The following is a 17,406-nucleotide window of genomic DNA, read 5'->3' as shown; positions in this document are numbered from 1 at the left end:
TGACTGGAAAAACCGAACGGGATGAGTGATCTCGAACATCGGCGTCACCCCTGGACCGCAGCGGTCATGACGGCCTCGTCGATGTCGCGGCCCTCCAGCCGGGCGGACTCGGCGGCCAGCAGGACCCGCTTGTAGTCCGTCGGCATGATCTTGCTGAAGCGGGACGGGTCCCAGTCGGTGAGGATCGCCTTCGCCACCGTGGAGCCCGTCTCGGTGAGGTGGGCCTCGACGATCTCGCGCAGCGCCTCGGACTCGGCCTCCTCCAGCTCCTCGATCTCGACCATCTCCCGGTTGACCCGTTCGGCGTCGAGGTCGAGCAGGTAGGCGACGCCGCCCGACATGCCCGCCGCGAAGTTGCGGCCGGTCGGGCCGAGGACGACCACCTTGCCGCCGGTCATGTACTCGCAGCCGTGGTCGCCGACACCCTCGACCACCGCGGTGGCGCCGGAGTTGCGGACGCAGAACCGCTCCCCCACGACGCCGCGGATGAAGGCCTCGCCGGAGGTCGCGCCGTACAGGCCGACGTTTCCGGCGATGATGTGCCCGTCGAGCGGGGCCGCGTCGTGCGGCTGGACCGAGACCCTGCCGCCGGACAGACCCTTGCCCACGTAGTCGTTGGCGTCGCCGGTCAGCCGCAGGGTGATGCCCCTGGGCAGGAAGGCACCGAAGGAGTTGCCCGCGGAGCCGGTGAAGCGCACGTCGATGGTGTTGTCGGGCAGGCCCGCTCCGCCGTACCGCTTGGTCACCTCATGGCCGAGCATGGTGCCGACCGTACGGTTGACGTTGCGGATGGGCAGGTCGAGCGTGACCCTGGAACCACCCTTGAGCGCGCCCTCGGCGAGCTGGATCAACGTGTTGTCCAGCGCCCTGGCGAGCCCGTGGTCCTGCTCCACGGTACGGCGCAGCGAGGCGCCCTCGGGCAGCTCCGGCTGGTGCAGGATCGGCGCCAGGTCCAGTCCCGAGGCCTTCCAGTGGTTCTCGGCCGGGGTGGTGTCCAGCAGCTCGGCGTGGCCGACGGCCTCGTCGATGCTGCGGAAACCCAGCGCGGCGAGATACTCGCGGATCTCCTCGGCGACGAACTCGAAGAAGTTGACCACGAACTCGGGCTTGCCGGTGAACCGCTTGCGCAGCTCGGGGTTCTGGGTGGCCACGCCGACCGGACAGGTGTCCAGGTGGCAGACGCGCATCATCACGCAGCCGGAGACGACCAGCGGCGCGGTGGCGAAGCCGAACTCCTCGGCGCCGAGCAACATGGCGATGATCACGTCGCGGCCGGTCTTGAGCTGGCCGTCCACCTGCACGACGATGCGGTCGCGCAGACCGTTGAGCAGCAGCGTCTGCTGGGTCTCGGCCAGGCCCAGCTCCCAGGGGGAGCCCGCGTGCTTGAGCGAGGTGAGCGGGGAGGCGCCGGTGCCGCCGTCGTGGCCGGAGATGAGCACGACGTCCGCGTGGGCCTTGGACACACCCGCCGCGACCGTTCCGACCCCGACCTCGGCCACGAGCTTGACGTGCACGCGGGCGGCCGGGTTCGCGTTCTTCAGGTCGTGGATGAGCTGGGCGAGGTCCTCGATCGAGTAGATGTCGTGGTGCGGAGGCGGCGAGATGAGGCCGACGCCCGGGGTGGAGTGCCGGGTCTTGGCGACCCACGGGTAGACCTTGTGGCCGGGCAGCTGACCGCCCTCACCGGGCTTGGCGCCCTGGGCCATCTTGATCTGCACGTCGTCGGCGTTGACCAGATACTCGGAGGTCACACCGAACCGGCCGGAGGCCACCTGCTTGATGGCCGAACGGCGCACCGGGTCGTGCAGCCGCTCGGGGTCCTCGCCGCCCTCACCGGTGTTGGACTTGCCGCCCAGCCGGTTCATCGCGATGGCGAGCGTCTCGTGCGCCTCCATCGAGATGGAGCCGTACGACATCGCGCCGGTGGAGAACCGCTTGACGATCTCGCTGACCGGCTCGACCTCGTCGATCGGCACCGGCTCGCGGACGCCCTCCCGCAGCTTGAACATGCCGCGCAGCGTCATCAGCCTCTCCGCCTGGGAGTCCACCAGACCGGTGTACTCCTTGAAGATCTCGTAGCGGCGCGAGCGGGTGGCGTGCTGCAGCTTGAAGACGGTCTCGGGGTTGAACAGGTGCGGCTCGCCCTCGCGGCGCCACTGGTACTCGCCTCCGACCTCGAGGCGGCGGTGGGCGTTCTCGGCCCGGGGGTAGGCGCGCAGGTGACGCTGCGCGGCCTCCTCGGCCAGGACGTCGAAGCCGACGCCGCCCAGGCGGGACGTGGTCCCGGTGAAGCAGACGTCCACGACCTCCTGGCTCAGCCCGAGCGCCTCGAAGATCTGCGCCCCGGTGTAGGAGGCGACCGTGGAGACCCCCATCTTGGACATGACCTTCAGCACGCCCTTGCCGTACGCCTTGATGAGGTTGCGTACGGCCTTGTGCCTGTCGATCTTCAGGACGCCGGAGTCGACCATGTCCTCGACGGTCTCGATGGCGAGGTACGGGTTGACCGCGCCCGCCCCGTAGCCGACGAGCAGCGCCATGTGGTGCGCCTCGCGCGCCTCGCCGGTCTCGATGACCAGACCGATCTTGGTACGGGTCTTCTCGGCGATCAGGTGGTGGTGGACGGCACCGGTGAGCAGCAGCGAGGGGATCGGCGCCAGGACGTCGGAGGAGCCGCGGTCGGACAGCACGATGATCCGCGCCCCGCCCTCGATCGCCGAGGAGACCTCGGCGCGGATCTCCTCGATGCGGCGCAGCAGTGCCTCGCCGCCACCCGCGACCTCGTACAGGCCGGAGACCACGTGCGGGTGGAAGCCCGGCAGCGCGCCCTCGTCGTTGATGTGGATGATCTTCGCGAGCTCGTCGTTGTCGAGCACCGGGTAGGGCAGCACGAGCTGGCGGCAGGAGGCGGGACCCGGGTCGAGCAGGTTGCCCTCGGGGCCGATGGTGCTGGCCAGGGAGGTGACGAGCTCCTCGCGGATCGCGTCCAGCGGCGGGTTGGTGACCTGCGCGAACAGCTGGCTGAAGTAGTCGAACAGCAGCCGGGGCTTCTCGCTGAGAACGGCGACCGGGGTGTCGGTGCCCATCGAGCCGATCGGCTCGATGCCCGTCCTCGCCATCGGCCCCAGGATGATCCGCAGCTCCTCCTCGGTGTAGCCGAAGGTCTGCTGCCGCTTGATCAGCGTCTCGTGCGACAGGCCCTCGGGCGAGCGGGCGGGCAGCTCCTCGAAGCGGACCAGACCGGCGTGCAGCCAGTCGGCGTACGGCAGCTCCGCCGCCAGCTCGGCCTTGATCTCGTCGTCTTCGATGATCTTGCCGAGCGCGGTGTCGACCAGGAACATCTTGCCGGGCTGCAGACGGCCCTTGCGGACCACGTCCTCGGGGGCGATGTCCAGCACGCCCGCCTCGGAGGCGAGCACGACCAGGCCGTCCGCGGTGACCCAGAACCGTCCGGGGCGCAGGCCGTTGCGGTCGAGCACCGCGCCGACCAGGGTTCCGTCGGAGAAGGTGATCGAGGCCGGGCCGTCCCAGGCCTCCATCATCGTGGAGTGGAACTCGTAGAACGCCCGCCGCGCGGGGTCCATCTCGGTGTGGCTCTCCCACGCCTCGGGGATCATCATCAGCACCGCGTGCGGCAGGCTGCGTCCGGCGAGGTGGATGAGCTCCAGCGTCTCGTCGAAGGAGGCGGTGTCGGAACCGGCCGGGTCACAGATCGGGAAGAGCCGCGACAGGTCGCCCGGCAGGTTCGCCGTCTCCAGCATGGCCTCGCGGGCGCGCATCCAGTTGCGGTTGCCCTTGACCGTGTTGATCTCGCCGTTGTGGGCGACGTAGCGGTACGGGTGCGCGAGCGGCCAGGAGGGGAAGGTGTTGGTGGAGAAGCGCGAGTGGACCAGCGCGATCGCGGTCTCGTAGCGCTCGTCGCTCAGGTCGGGGAAGAACTGCTCGACCTGCAGCGGGGTGAGCATGCCCTTGTAGACGATCGTCCGGGAGCTCAGCGAGGGGAAGTAGACCTTCGCCTCGTGCTCGGCCCGCTTGCGCAGGCAGAAGGCGAGCCGGTCCAGCTCAAGACCGCTCTCACCGTCGGGGGACGCCACGAACAGCTGGCCGAAGAACGGCATCACCGCGCGGGCGCTCGGCCCGGGAAGGTCGGGGGTGGTGGGAACGTCGCGCCAGCCGAGGACCGTGAGGCCCTCCTCCGCGGCGATCTCCTCGATCAGCCGCACGGCGGCCTCACGGGCCCGCTCCTCGGCGGGCAGGAAGGCCATACCGGCGGCGTAGGAGCCGGCCGTGGGCAGGGGGAAGTCCGCCACCACGCGGAAGAAGACGTCGGGGATCTGCGTCAGGATCCCGGCCCCGTCGCCGGTGTCCGGTTCGCTACCCTGGGCCCCCCGGTGATCAAGGTTGCACAGCGCGGTCAAGGCCTTCGCGACGATGCCGTGGCTACGGCGACCGGCAACGTCCGCGACCATGGCGACACCACAGGCGTCGTGCTCGTGCGAGGGGTGGTACAGGCCCTGAGGCTCGGGAAAGCCGAGGTGGGCAGCAGGCATTGAATCCCTCCCGTCGTCTTGCTTCTCTCGAACAAGCAAGGGACGACGTTGGCCCTGCTGCGTGGTGGGTAGAGATTACCGTACCCTGCCGGATACCTGCCTACCCGGTGAGATCCTGCCGAATTAGTGCAGGTTCGCCCGGTTCATTAAACACGCCGCGATGGCACAACATTCCAGGTCCTGGCCCTAGGGTGGCCCAATGGAACCGACCGATCCCACCGGCCTGGGCGCCTCCACCGGTCTGACAGGCAGCGGCACTTCAGATGTCTCCGGCGTTTCCGGCACCCCCGGCGCCTCCGCCGGGACCGGCGACCGAACGGTGGCCGGGACGGGAGCCGGAACCGAGAGCGGGGCCGGGCGTGGATCCCGGACGGGAGCCGGGGCCGGAACCGGGGCCGGGGCCGGGCGTGGAGCCGGCACCGAAGAAGAGGCCGAGGACGAGAACGGCGGTGGAGTCGAGGCTTTCGTCGCACGGGCGGGTGTCGACGGCAGGCGGCTGCGGAACGCGCTGACCGCCCTGGGCGGCGGTCGCTGGTGGACACTCGCCGATCTGGTCAGGGAGACCGCGACGTCGCGGCGGACCATCGAGGCGCTGCTGCGCGAGGTGGACGGCGAACTGGAGCGATCGGGCGACCGCTTCAGGCTCCCGGCCCCTCCCGCCTGGTCGGCCCCGGCACGGGAGGAGGGCGCCCCCGCACAGGACGGACCGCGGGCGAGCGGCCCCACCTCGGCCGGATCGGGAGCGGACGCCCCCGCATCGGCCGAATCGGGAGCGGACGGCCTCTCAGCGGCCGGGCCGCGAGTAAGCAACGTCACGCCGGCCGCACCACGAGCGGGCGGTCCCGCACCGACCGGGCCGCGAGCGAGCACCCTCGCGCCGGCGGACCCGGTGGCCCACCTGCTCCCCGACCGCGCCGACCTGGTCGCGCGCATGGACGAGTTGATCGCCAAGGCTCCCCGGGGCCGCCACACGCTGGACCACGTCGCCGCGACCGGCGAGACCGTGGTCAGGCGGGCGCTGCTGCTGGACGCCCGGTTCTGGCTGGACGGCGCCCGGCTGCTGTGCGTGGGCGACCACGATCTGACCTCGCTGGCCACCGCGATACTGCATCCGGGCGTCGAGGTGACCGTCGTCGACGTCGACGAGCGCATCCTCGCCTACATCGCCGGTGAGGCCGACCGGCTCGGTCTGGCCGTACGGACCCGCTGGGCCGACCTGCGTCTGGGCCTGCCCGCCTCCGCGCGGTCCTGGGCCGACCTGGCGATCACCGACCCTCCCTACACCCCCGAGGGCGTCGGGCTGTTCGTCGCCCGTTGCGCGGAGGGGCTGCGCGACCGCGAGCAGGGCCGGATCATGCTGGCGTACGGCGCCAGCGAGCGCACCCCCGCGCTCGCCCTCAAGGTTCAGCAGGCCCTGTCGCAGCTCAACCTCGTCAACGAGGCGATCTACCCCGACTTCAACCGCTACTTCGGCGCCGAGGCCATCGGCTCGGCCGCCGACCTGTACGTCCTGCGCCCCACCACGAAGACCTGGCCCGCCGCGGCCGCCCGCACCGAGACGTCCGGCACCGCCATCTACACGCAGGGGCCCCAGTCCGTGGAGTCGGCGAGTTCCCCCGCCGTCCCGGCCGCCGGTTTCGGCGAGGGGTTCGTCCCGGAGGTGCTGGTGGGCGAGTGGCCCCGCGACGTGCTGCCCAAGGCTCCCAGGGCGCGCCTGACGACCTGGCTGGCCAAGCCCTACGCCAGTGACCCGGCCAGGGTGGCGATCTCCATACCCGCCGGTCTGGAGGCAGCGCTGCCCCGGCTGCTGCTGGCCACCCGCGCCAGGGAGGTCCAGGTCACGCTGGCGGCGGCTCCGAAGGACCTCCCCCGTGACCTTCTCGCCCCCGTCTACGACCTCACCGCCGAGGGAGCTTACGTGCGCGCCGTACGGGTGGCGCCGCCCGCCGGAGACAGCGGAGGCGCCACGAACGCGGACGACGTGAACGACGCGGCCCGGATCCTGCGCCGCGTCCTGGACAACGCGCACGGCAGGCTCGCCAACACCTGGCGCGAGGCCCTGATCAAGGTCAGGGGCGACCTGACGAAGAGGCAGGCGAGGGCGATCGTCGCCGCCGTGGCCCCGTGGGCGGGCGACGTCACCGTCCTCGAACTGCCCGCCCACCGGCTGCTGGAGCTCAGGGCCGCGGTGGAGAGCTCCCTCAGCGCACCAGCCGACGCTGGATGACCAGGCCGAGGCCGTCCATCGCGACCTGCGGATAGGTGAGATCCACCCTGCCCCCGCCGCCCCCGCCGCCCCCGCCGCCCCCGCCGCTCTCCCCCACGCTCGCCCGGGCGGCGCTCCCTCGGACGACGGGGGCGACCCAGCTCACCGTGACGTAGTGCCCGAGGCCGCGGACCTGGGCCCAGCTGCGCGAGCCGTCGAAGCCGTCGGGCGTGTCGGGAGCGGGCCTGACGAAGCCGTCGCCCTTGAGGGCGGCCACGAGCCTGTCGGCGGCGGCGGAGTCGGCGAGGTTGAAAATCAGGAACTGGCCGGAGACCGTGCCGTCCTCGGTCTCGTAGCGGGCGCGCAGCACCTGCGTGCACCCGCCGAGCGCGTCCTGCGCGCTCCCCCAGACCGCCTCCGCGCAGTCGGCGAGGGTCTCGGTGGCCTTGAGCGCGAGCTTGGTCGTGCCCGCCGACACCGAGGGGGCGGGGAACATCTCGGCGACGGTGAGCGGCTGGGGATCGAGGTCGCGGGTCGCGATGGGCGCGTAGTGGGCCGTTCCCGGCTCCGCGCGCAGGACGGCGGCACGCGGGGCGGGCTCGTCGCCCAGCCACAGGAAGGCCCCCACCCCGGCGACCCCGGCCAGCACGACGATGATGATCCACTTGCGCATGAGGAAAAAGCTTACTTCGACATCCCCCCCGCCCTCGAAGAACCCGGATTCCCGACCGAAAAACGAACCCGGGAACTACTTGCTCGGGGCGGGCGCCGGGGAGACGGCGACGATGCGGCGGAAGATCGCCTTTTCCGTGGCGCGGACCGCGAGGGACAGCGAGACGAAGTCGTCCCTCGCGCCCGGCTCGGCTCCGTCGGCCCTGCCGATCCAGACCAGGCCCGCGTAGTGCCCCATCGCGTGGCCGCTCGCCTCGGTGTGGCCGTCGGCGGGAAAGGCTGCCCTGGGCGCCTGGATCGGCCGGACCCAGCCGCCCCGGTGCAGGGTGGTCAGCGTGTTCACCAATGTGTCGGAGGAGGCGGTGTCGCGGAGGTTGAACAGGGTGTACTGGGCGACGTAGCGGTTGTCGGCGCTGGTGTACAGGCCCCTGGCCACCTGGGTGCATCCCCCCTGGGCGAGCAGGTCGGTGAGCTCCTGACCCCAGACCGCCGCCGCGCAGGCGCTCTCCAGCCGAGGGCTGCCCGCCAGCCTCAGCGTGGTCCTGCCCTCACTCAGGGTCTTGGGGAAGAGCTCCTTGGCCGTGAACGGCTTGGGGTCCGCCTTGCTCTCCCCGATCGGCGCGAACACCTTGGAGGAGGGCCATCCCTTGTAGACGTCGGGGCGGGGTTCGGTCCCGATGACCGAGGCGGTGGCCCGTTCGGGCTCGAAGTCGTTGCCGATCGCGGAGATCGCGAAGGTGAGGACGACCGCGGCGACCAGCACACCCGCGAGAGATCCGAACACCACCAGCAACCGCTGCTGGGTCGGGGTCAGCCCCCACTCCTCCAGCTGGGGGATGCTCCAGGTCTGCGCCTTGCTGGGGGTACGGCGGCGCTTGCGCCCTCCTGGTGCGGGGGGCGGGGTCGAGGTCGGTGCGGTCACAGTCCGGTTCCTCCCAGGAGGGTGCCCAGGGCGAAGGTCAGGCCGGCGGCGACCGCGCCGACGAAGAGCTGGCGCAGCCCGCTGTACCACCAGCTGCGCGCGGTGACCCGGGAGACCAGCGCGCCCGCGCCGAACAGCGCCAGGCAGGAGACCACCGCCGACGTCACCAGGCTGGTGACGCCGAGCAGGTAGGGCAGAAGGGGCAGGAGCGCCCCCGCGGCGAACGACAGGAACGAGGAGAGCGCGGCGATCCTGGGCGAGGGAAGGTCATGGATGGTGACGCCCAGTTCGGCCTCGGTGTGCACCTCGAGCGCCCTCTCGGGGTCCGCCGAGATCTGCCGCGCCACTTCGGCCGCCACGGCGGGATCGACGCCCCGCTCCTCGTAGAGCTTGGCGAGCTCCTCCAGCTCGGCCTCGGGGTGGCGTTCGAGCTCTCGCCGCTCGACGGCGATCTCGGCCAGGGCGAGCTCCCGCTGGCTCGCCACCGAGACGTACTCGCCACCGGCCATGGAGAACGCGCCGGCGGCCAGCCCCGCGATGCCCGCCAGCAGGATGACCTTGGTGCCCGCGGCGCCACCGGCGACACCGGCGATCAGCGCGAAGTTGGAGACGAGGCCGTCCATCGCGCCGAACACCGACGGCCTCAGCCAGCCGCCGTTGACGTCGCGATGCCGGTGGTGCATCTCGGCACGCCTCCCTGAGGCGTCCGGACTCATCGCGATCCTTCGTGCGGCGGTCCCCAGGGCTCAGCACCGAAGGGACACCGCGGTCCACCGGTCTCGGCCCCGGAACCAGAACGCGCCGGTGTGCCGGACGATCCGGCGGCGCGTCCGAGATCCCGGGACCTCGACCGTGGGAGAGGCGTCAACGTCGTTCTTTCTCGCCCTCGGGAGCGGCCTTCGTCACGGCCTCCTCCTGGAGCTCGCCTTTCTTCGCACCGGAAACGGCCTTCTCGGGAACGCTCTCGCCCGAGGCCGTGCTGACGGCGCTCTCCGAATCCGCGCTCTCCGAAGCGGTGCCGTCAGAGGCGGCCACGCCCCCGGCGGCGTCCGAGGCCTCCGACGAAACCGCCGTACCCGGCTTCCCTTCGGCCTCGGCGTTTCCGCCCCGGCCGCTCTCCTCGGGATCGGCCTGGTCCGACGGGTGAGCCGGATCGACCGCCCCCCCGTCCTCGCTCAAGCCCTCGGCCACCAACGTCGCCGAGGCCGGCCGCGTCTCGTCGTCCCGCCGGGCCGCACGGTCGTTCTCGGCCTCGTCGGCCTGGTCGGAGGGATGGGCCGGATCGACGGGATCCGCCGCACCGCCCCCCGCGTCCGACGCGACCAGGGTGACGGCCTCGGCCTTCGCCGAGTCCGTGCCATCGATGCCGTCGGTGCTCTCGTCCTCACCCGGCGTGGCGACGCCGCCCTCAAGGTCGGCGTCGGGGTCGGTCGCCGACCTCACCGGCTCCTCGTCGGTCTTGTTCCTGGTGTACCAGAAGTAGGCCATCGCCCCGATGAACAGGATGATCGAGGTCCACTGGTTGAGCCGCAGGCCGAAGATGTGGTGGGCGGCGTCGACCCGCAGGCCCTCGATCCAGAAGCGGCCCACGGTGTAGCCGGCGACGTAGAGAGCGAACAGGCGACCGTGGCGGATCACGTACTTGCGGCCGATCCAGATGAGGACCAGCGCGAGACCCAGGTCCCAGATCGACTCGTACAGGAACGCGGGGTGGTAGGTGTCCACGCCCGGCACCGTGCCCGGCCGGTCGGGGTCGATCTCCAGACCCCACGGCAGGTCGGTGGGGCCGCCGAACAACTCCTGGTTGAAGTAGTTGCCCCAGCGGCCGATGGCCTGGGCCACCGCGATGCCGGGGGCGACGGTGTCGGCCACCGCGGTCAGGGAGATGCCCCGGTTGCGGCAGCCCAGCCAGACGCCCACGCCACCGAGCGCGACGGCGCCCCAGATGCCCAGGCCGCCGTTCCAGATGTACAGCGCCTCGATCGGCTCATTGGGCGCGTCCGGCCCGAAATAGAGCTGCCAGTCAGTGATGACGTGGTAGAGGCGTCCACCGACCAGGCCGAACGGCACGGCCCAGACGGCGAGATCCACGATGGTTCCAGGGACACCGCCGCGGGCGCGCCAGCGGCGCTCGCCGATGACGACCGCGACGATGACGCCGAGCACGATGCACAGTGCGTAGGCCCGGATGGGGACCACGCCGAAGAGATGCCAGACCCCCTGGGAGGGGCTGGGAATCGAGGCGAGGGGCATGTCAGGTGACGTTACCGTGTCCCGGGCTACTTGGCGGCATCAAGAACGGCCTGACGTAGCTCGGCCGGTTTGAAAGCCACGCCGGTGTCCACCTCGGTGCCGTTGAGTTTCAGCGTCGGGGTGCCCGTGAGCTTCTGGGTCTCCAGGACCTTGGTGCTGTAGGCGAGGTGCTCGGGAGCCTTCTCCTGGCTGGTCACGCACTTGTCGAAGCCGGGATCGGTCACCCCGGCGTCCTTGCCCCAGTCGATCAGGTCAGGGATCTTGAAGCCTTCCACGGTCTCCGAGGGCTGTGCGTCGAACAACTTGTCGTGGAACCTGCTCCAGGCGACGCCTCCGGGAATGCAGCGGGAGGCCGCCCCGGCCCGTACGGAGTTACCCCGGGTGATGCCCTTGTTGGTCTGCTCCTGGAAGATCGTGATCGGGTGGTAGACCACCTTCGCCTTGCCCTCGGCCGCCAGGTTCTTGATCGTGGGACCGCTGGTCTCCTCGAGCGCCCTGCAGGCGGGGCACTGGAAGTCCTCGAAGACGTCGAGGACCGGCGACTCCACCCCCGCCTTGGCCATGACCACCGAGCCGTCGGAGGCGACGGTGATCGGCGCGAGCTCGGCGCCGACCTGCTCGGACCTGCTGCTCTGCGCGGCGAACCACCAGCCCGCCCCGACGGCGGCGACCGCGAGCACGGCGGCCGTCGTGATGGTCGCTATGCGCTTGCGCCTCTCCTTCAGCATCTGCTCCTGGCGCTGCGCCTTGATCCGATCACGCGCCGACTGGTCCCGCGCGGCCTTGCCCATCAGTCAGTCTCCTTTTCCTGGTGCTCCTCCTCGTCGTCGCCCTCAAGGTCGTCGTACGGCTCCCGCCCGGGGGTGAGCCCCAGGGCGGAGTCCAGCGCGAAGCGACCCGGAGGGAACCAGGCGACGAGCACACCGAGTCCGAAGAGACCGAAGTCACGCAGGATGTCGATGAGGTAGTCGGGCTCCACCCCGGCCGCCAGCTGACCGCCGCCGCCGAAGCAGCCGCAGTCGATGCGCAGCCCGCGCGCCCACGCCGAGGCGATCCCGATGACAAACGCCAGCATGAGCAGTGCCGAGATGACACCCGCCGCCCGGGTGAGCAGCCCGACGACCAGCAACACCCCCACGACGATCTCCAGGATCGGCAGGCCGTAGCCGACCACCGTGGCGAGCGATTTTGGGAGCAGTTCGTATGCCTCGACCGCCTGAACCGAGAGCACCGGGGTGCCGATCTTGCCCCAACCCGCGACGATCAGCACACCCGCGAGCACCAGCCGCGAGACGGTCGTTACCCAGGGTAGCGCCGAAATCACGATACGCGACCTATTGGGCGCGGGGTTCTCAGAGACCACGAGCATCATTCTCCTATCCCAGGCCCCGGGCACGGATGTCTCCGGCGAACGCAAGGTATCCGAAGGAAACCTCACCACGAGCTGGATAAGCATCGAATAAGCGTGTTCGAAAGACATGGATCAGGGCGCGGTCCCGGCGGAAGGGGGACCGCACCCTGCGGGGAGAGACCTCAGCCTCGGACGCCCGCCGCCAGCTCGGCGCCCAGCTCGCGGACGGACGCGAGAGCCGAGTTCTCGTCGGGGGCGTCCAGGACGCGGCGGATGAACGCCGAACCCACGATGACACCGTCGGCGTAGCCCGCGACCTCCGCGGCCTGCCGTCCGGTGCCGACGCCCAGGCCGACGCAGACCGGCAGGGAGGTGTGCGGGCGGGTGCGCTCGACCAGGCCCTGCGCGGCCTCACCGACCGAGTCGCGGGCGCCGGTGACGCCCATCAGCGACGCCGCGTAGACGAAACCGGTGCAGCTGTCGACGACGGCCTTGATGCGGGCCTCGGTGGAGCTGGGCGCGACCAGGAAGACCGTGTCGATCCCGGCCCCTGCGCTCGCCTCGCGCCAGGGGCCGGCCTCCTCGGGGGTGAGGTCGGGCGTGATGGTGCCCACCCCGCCCGCGTTCGCCAGGTCCCTGGCGAAGCGGTCGGCACCGTAGCGGTCGATCGGGTTCCAGTACGTCATGACCAGGGTGGCGGCACCGGTGGCGGCCACGCCCTCGACCGTGCGGAGCACGTCGGCGATACGGGTGCCGTTGGTCAGCGCCCGGTGGACGGCGTCCTGGATCGTCGGACCGTCCATCAGGGGATCCGAGTAGGGCAGGCCGATCTCGATCACGTCGCAACCCGCCTCCACCATGGCGGTGGCGACGGCGATCGCACCGTCCTTGCTGGGGAACCCGGCGGGCAGGTATCCGATGAGGGCGGCGCGGTCGTCCGCCTTAGCCTTGGCGAACACCGTCTGAAGAGTCGTCATCGTTGCTTCCGTTGCGGTTCGTCCCCTTCGGCCCGCCAGAGGGGAGGCAAGTCGGCCGTGAGAGGGGTGTCAGAGGTTGAAGTACTTCATCGCGGTGCTCATGTCCTTGTCGCCCCTGCCGGAGAGGTTGACCAGGATCGTCGCCCCGGGTCCCATCTCGCGCCCCAGCTTGAGCGCTCCGGCGAGCGCGTGCGAGGACTCGATGGCGGGGATGATGCCCTCGGTGCGGGCGAGCAGTGAGAAGGCGTCCATCGCCTCGGCGTCGGTGACGCCGTGGTAGGTGGCGCGGCCGCTGTCCTTGAGCCAGGCGTGCTCGGGGCCGACGCCCGGATAGTCGAGCCCTGCCGAGATCGAGTGCGACTCGACCGTCTGGCCCTCGTCGTCCTGCAGCACGTAGGTGCGCGAGCCGTGCAGCACGCCGACGGAGCCCGCGGTGAGGGTGAGGGCGTGCTCGCCGCTCTCCAGGCCCCGGCCGCCCGCCTCGTAGCCGTGCAGCTGGACGTCCTGGTCGTCGAGGAAGGCGTGGAAGATGCCGATGGCGTTCGATCCCCCGCCGACGGCCGCGGCGACCGCGTCGGGCAGCCTGCCGGTGAGCTCCAGCATCTGGCGGCGGGCCTCGACGCCGATGATGCGCGCGAAGTCGCGGACGATCTCCGGGAACGGGTGCGGGCCCGCGATGGTGCCGAAGAGGTAGTGGGTGCGGTCGACGTTGGCGACCCAGTCGCGGAACGCCTCGTTGATGGCGTCCTTGAGGGTCTGGCTGCCGTTGGTGACCGGGACGACGGTGGCGCCGAGCAGCTTCATGCGGGCGACGTTGAGCGCCTGGCGCTCGCAGTCGACGGCCCCCATGTAGATCACGCACTCCAGGCCCATCAGGGCGGCGGCGGTCGCGGTGGCGACGCCGTGCTGTCCGGCACCGGTCTCGGCGATCACCCGCGTCTTGCCCAGGCGCTTGGTCAGCAGGGCCTGACCGAGCACGTTGTTGATCTTGTGGGCGCCGGTGTGGGTCAGGTCCTCGCGCTTGAGGATGATCCGGGCGCCGCCCGCCTGCTCCGCGAAGCGGGGGACCTCGGTCAGCGTGGTCGGCCGCCCGGCGTAGGTGCGCAGCAGGTGGTCGAACTCCCGCAGGAACGCGACGTCGTTCTTCGCCTTGTCGTACTCCGCCGCGACCTCGTCCAGCGCGGGGATGAGCGCCTCGGGCACGTAGCGCCCGCCGAAGATCCCGAACTTGCCGTGGACGTCCGGGTCGTTCCCGTGGGCGGCGTTACCGGCGAGGTCGGCGGTGGTGATGACGGTTCCCTCGTGCGTTGTCACTGGCTTACTGCCCCTCGGGTCGGGATGCGGGATGGGCACCGGCGGTGACCAGGTCGACCACGGCGGCGCGCGGGTCCTTGCCGGTCACCAGACTCTCGCCGACCAGGACGGCGTCGGCGCCCGCCCGGGCGTAGGCGAGCAGGTCGTGGGGGCCGCGCACACCCGACTCGGCGATCTTGATGACGCCCTCGGGGATCTTGGGAGCCAGCTTGGTGAACACATCTCGGTCGACCTCAAGGGTCTTGAGGTTCCGCGCGTTGATACCGATGATCTTGGCTCCGGCGACGAGTGCCCGGTCGAGCTCCTCCTCGGTGTGCACCTCGACCAGAGGGGCGAGCCCGATCGACTCGGCCCGCTCGATGAGCGAGACCAGCGCGTTCTGGTCGAGCGCCGCGACGATCAGCAGCGCCAGGTCGGCGCCGTAGGCGCGGGCCTCCCAGAGCTGGTACGAGGTGACGATGAAGTCCTTGCGCAGCACCGGGATGTCGACGACGGCGCGCACGGCGGCCAGGTCGTCGAGGCTGCCGCCGAAGCGGTGCCGCTCGGTGAGCACGCTGATGACGTGGGCGCCACCCGACTCGTAGTCACCGGCCAGCGCGGCGGGGTCGGCGATCGCGGCCAGCGCGCCCTTGGACGGGCTGGAACGCTTGACCTCGGCGATCACCGCCACCTGGTCGCCGCCCAGTGCCGCGTACGCGTCACGGGGGGCGGGTGCCCGCCCGGCCCGCTCCTTGAGCTCGGCCAGCGTCACCCTTTCCTGGCGCTCGGCCAGATCGGCGCGGACTCCTTCGAGGATTTCCTCAAGCACGCTCACTTGCCCTCCTCGCGAAGCTCCGGGGCCGGGTTCGCGAACGCCGCCGTATCCGTGGTTCGTTCGCTCCGCTCGCTCACGAGTAAGGCCCCTCCCGGTCGACTGCCCTTGTTCCGCCGATGCTATCGGCCCGGCCGGGGTCGCCCCGCCACGGGGTGAGACCTATCGGTGACTATGGGGCCAGGAATTCCCCAAAAGGAAGATTTCGCACTATCCAAAACACGACCATCAAAGCGAGCAATAACCACACGTAGACCGGGCGTATGGATTTCCGTACGGGCCCGCCACCGGACTTTCCGGCCGATCCGCCCATCGACCAGGCACGCAGCGCCCACCGGCCCCAGGTCAGGACCAGCACCGGGATCATGAGCACGACGAGCGGGTTGAGCCCCAGGGCCGTCACGGGGTCCCCGTGGGCGAGCGCGTACACCGTCCGCAGGCCTCCGCAACCGGGGCAGTAGAGGCCGGTGAGCAGCAGGAACGGGCAGGGCGGATAGTGGCCTGGCTCGTTGGGGTCCACCGCGCCCACGAACGCGACCGCCGCGCCCGCGGCCAGCGCGGTGCCGAGCGGCGCCAGCACGGCCGCGGCACGCGACCCCGCGATTCTCCCCGTCACCACGGTCCTTCAGCACCCTCCACCGGTGGTCCCCCTCACCGGCCACCCTACTTACCCACTCACGCGCCCCCTACCGGCGGCGCGAGCATTGGCGTCAGTAGCCCGTGGCGCCACCGAGGAGCAGGGCGCCGGCTCCGATCGCCCAGATGAACACCAGCGCCGCCAGCCAGGACAGGATGCCGAAGTAGGACAGGACCAGGCCCGCGACGGCCATGCCCCGCCCCTCCTCGCCCGTCCGCCTGATCTGCCCCAGCGAGATGTGCCCCAGCACCGCACCCACGATCGAGGGGAGCCCACAGATGAACAGCCCGGCGATTCCCATGATCAGCGCGGCGATGGCCATGCCGTTGTTACCCCGCGGCGGCGGCCCGCCGTACCCCCCGTAACCGCCACCGGGCGGACCGTACCCTCCGGAACCGTAACCGCCTGAGGAGCCATAGCCGCCGCTCTTCGGGGGCGGGCCATAGCCACCCGACTGATCGCCATAGCTCATGAATGACTCCCCATTATCCGAGTTACGGGCGAAATCCTAGCGAAAACACTCCCATGAGGAGACGATCCGTTCACGCCTGCGAGCGCGTTGTGAGCAAGTCGTGGCCGATGGCACACGGCCTCGGCACTCCGGACGGCGAGACGGCGCCGAAACGACGTGAGAGGGCCCCCGCGCTGGGAAAACAGCCAGGAACGAGGGCGCGACGGGAACCGCGCGAGCGCGCGGGACCCTCCGTCCGTCCACGGGCTCACGAAGGTCAGCGCTCGCGGGGGTCGGGACCGGCCGTCGGGTCGACGCCCTCGTCGAGGGCGTCCCACAACTCCCGCTCGCTGGGGGCGCCACTTCGTGCGGCAGGGGTACCGCCCGCGGGGCCGGCCCCCTGCCGGTCGTACCGGCCGGACATACCCGGCCAGCGCCCGCCGCGCAGGATCGCCACCACTCCCCCGGCGACCAGCAGAAGCCCTCCCACGGAGGCAAGAATCGGCCAGACGACGGCCGAGGTGACCTGCGGGGTGGAACCGACGGAGAGCGGCGCCTGCTCGGCGGAGATCCGCAGCGCGGCGCTCGCGCCGCCTCCCCACCAGGAACCGGCGATCATCCCGGCCCCGCCGAGCGCCATCACCGCTCCGACGAGCCCGCGCCACACGCCTTTCGTCGCGAGGACGGCGACCACCGCGGCGAGCGCCGCCCAGGCGCCGGGGCCGAGGGCGGGGACCAGTTCGGAGGCGGAGACCGCGACCTCGCGGGTGCCGTACGTCACGGTGAACCAGTCGCGTCCCGCGGCGAGGAGCACGAGCGCGGCACCGGCCACGCACACCGCGAGCCAGGTCCACAGCTCCCGCCTCGCCGTCACGCCCGGGTCACCGCCAGCTCGTCGGCGTCGAAGCAGGTCCGATCGCCGGTGTGGCAGGCGGCGCCCACCTGGTCGACCTTGAGCAGGACGGTGTCGCCGTCGCAGTCGAGCGCGGCGGACTTGACGTGCTGGACGTGGCCCGAGGTGTCGCCCTTCACCCAGTAGGCTCTGCGGCTGCGCGACCAGTAGGTGGCCCTGCCCGTGGTGAGCGTGCGGTGCAGCGCCTCGTCGTCCATCCAGGCGAGCATGAGCACCTCGCCGGTGTCGTACTGCTGGACGACGGCGGGAACCAGCCCGTCGGCGGTGCGCTTCAGCCGGGCCGCGATGGCGGGGTCAAGGGACATGCGGCAATTGTGCCGCAACAGGGGAGAGGGGTGGCCTCCGGCAT

The 17,406-nt window shown here is 71.0% G+C and carries 15 protein-coding genes; 1 reads left to right on the top strand and 14 read right to left on the bottom strand.

Going from position 1 to position 17,406, the window contains the following annotated elements; translation table 11 throughout:
• Positions 1-44: 44 nt before the first annotated feature.
• Complete coding sequence (gene gltB, locus ACIBH4_RS16645; protein ID WP_362506780.1) at positions 45-4,550, bottom strand: glutamate synthase large subunit; 4,506 nt, start codon at positions 4,548-4,550, stop codon at positions 45-47.
• Positions 4,551-4,749: 199 nt separating this feature from the next.
• Between gltB and ACIBH4_RS16640 the strand changes: the two genes are divergently transcribed.
• Positions 4,750-6,777 (top strand): bis-aminopropyl spermidine synthase family protein, encoded by a 2,028-nt coding sequence (locus ACIBH4_RS16640; protein WP_362769146.1) that lies wholly within the window; start codon positions 4,750-4,752, stop codon positions 6,775-6,777.
• On the opposite strand, the gene ACIBH4_RS16635 is transcribed toward ACIBH4_RS16640, so the two are convergent.
• The 13 genes from ACIBH4_RS16635 to hisI all read right to left on the bottom strand — a co-directional run bounded on the left by ACIBH4_RS16635 (position 6,752) and on the right by hisI (position 17,362).
• Positions 6,752-7,429, bottom strand: a complete 678-nt coding sequence (locus tag ACIBH4_RS16635) for a hypothetical protein (protein WP_362769143.1) — start codon at positions 7,427-7,429, stop codon at positions 6,752-6,754. The two genes, ACIBH4_RS16640 and ACIBH4_RS16635, sit on opposite strands and share 26 nt — an antisense overlap.
• Before the next feature lie 75 nt (positions 7,430-7,504).
• The gene (locus ACIBH4_RS16630) at positions 7,505-8,350 is read right to left on the bottom strand and encodes a hypothetical protein (RefSeq protein WP_362506789.1); all 846 of its coding nucleotides are present in this window, start codon (positions 8,348-8,350) and stop codon (positions 7,505-7,507) included.
• Complete coding sequence (locus tag ACIBH4_RS16625) at positions 8,347-9,066, bottom strand: VIT1/CCC1 transporter family protein (protein WP_362506792.1); 720 nt, start codon at positions 9,064-9,066, stop codon at positions 8,347-8,349. Before ACIBH4_RS16625 ends, ACIBH4_RS16630 begins: the two co-directional genes overlap by 4 nt.
• A 148-nt stretch (positions 9,067-9,214) precedes the next feature.
• Positions 9,215-10,603, bottom strand: a complete 1,389-nt coding sequence (gene lgt, locus ACIBH4_RS16620) for a prolipoprotein diacylglyceryl transferase (protein WP_399172289.1) — start codon at positions 10,601-10,603, stop codon at positions 9,215-9,217.
• Positions 10,604-10,629: 26 nt separating this feature from the next.
• Positions 10,630-11,394, bottom strand: coding sequence for a thioredoxin domain-containing protein (locus tag ACIBH4_RS16615; protein ID WP_362506798.1), 765 nt, complete (start codon positions 11,392-11,394; stop codon positions 10,630-10,632).
• A complete protein-coding gene (locus ACIBH4_RS16610) occupies positions 11,394-11,927 on the bottom strand; it encodes a MauE/DoxX family redox-associated membrane protein (protein WP_362506801.1) in 534 nt (177 codons plus the stop codon). Before ACIBH4_RS16610 ends, ACIBH4_RS16615 begins: the two co-directional genes overlap by 1 nt.
• Before the next feature lie 209 nt (positions 11,928-12,136).
• Entirely contained in the window at positions 12,137-12,931 is a 795-nt protein-coding gene (trpA, locus tag ACIBH4_RS16605) for a tryptophan synthase subunit alpha (protein ID WP_350948164.1), read from the bottom strand.
• A 69-nt stretch (positions 12,932-13,000) separates the two neighbouring features.
• Complete coding sequence (gene trpB, locus ACIBH4_RS16600) at positions 13,001-14,221, bottom strand: tryptophan synthase subunit beta (RefSeq protein ID WP_362507275.1); 1,221 nt, start codon at positions 14,219-14,221, stop codon at positions 13,001-13,003.
• 28 nt (positions 14,222-14,249) lie between these two features.
• Entirely contained in the window at positions 14,250-15,059 is an 810-nt protein-coding gene (trpC, locus tag ACIBH4_RS16595; protein ID WP_362506805.1) for an indole-3-glycerol phosphate synthase TrpC, read from the bottom strand.
• Positions 15,060-15,228: 169 nt separating this feature from the next.
• On the bottom strand, positions 15,229-15,672 hold the full coding sequence (locus ACIBH4_RS16590) for a DUF2752 domain-containing protein (protein ID WP_362506808.1): 444 nt from the start codon (positions 15,670-15,672) through the stop codon (positions 15,229-15,231).
• Between the two features lie 94 nt (positions 15,673-15,766).
• Entirely contained in the window at positions 15,767-16,165 is a 399-nt protein-coding gene (locus tag ACIBH4_RS16585) for a DUF4190 domain-containing protein (protein WP_362769140.1), read from the bottom strand.
• A gap of 256 nt (positions 16,166-16,421) precedes the next feature.
• Positions 16,422-17,018 carry a Trp biosynthesis-associated membrane protein gene (locus tag ACIBH4_RS16580; RefSeq protein WP_362769138.1) on the bottom strand — a complete coding sequence of 199 codons (597 nt, stop codon included), beginning with the start codon at positions 17,016-17,018 and terminating at the stop codon, positions 16,422-16,424.
• On the bottom strand, positions 17,015-17,362 hold the full coding sequence (hisI, locus tag ACIBH4_RS16575) for a phosphoribosyl-AMP cyclohydrolase (RefSeq protein ID WP_362769135.1): 348 nt from the start codon (positions 17,360-17,362) through the stop codon (positions 17,015-17,017). Before hisI ends, ACIBH4_RS16580 begins: the two co-directional genes overlap by 4 nt.
• Positions 17,363-17,406: the final 44 nt, after the last annotated feature.

The organism is Streptosporangium sp. NPDC050284 (genome assembly GCF_044459525.1).
Taxonomy (GTDB): domain Bacteria; phylum Actinomycetota; class Actinomycetes; order Streptosporangiales; family Streptosporangiaceae; genus Streptosporangium.
This window is presented reverse-complemented; position numbering and strand designations above follow the sequence as displayed.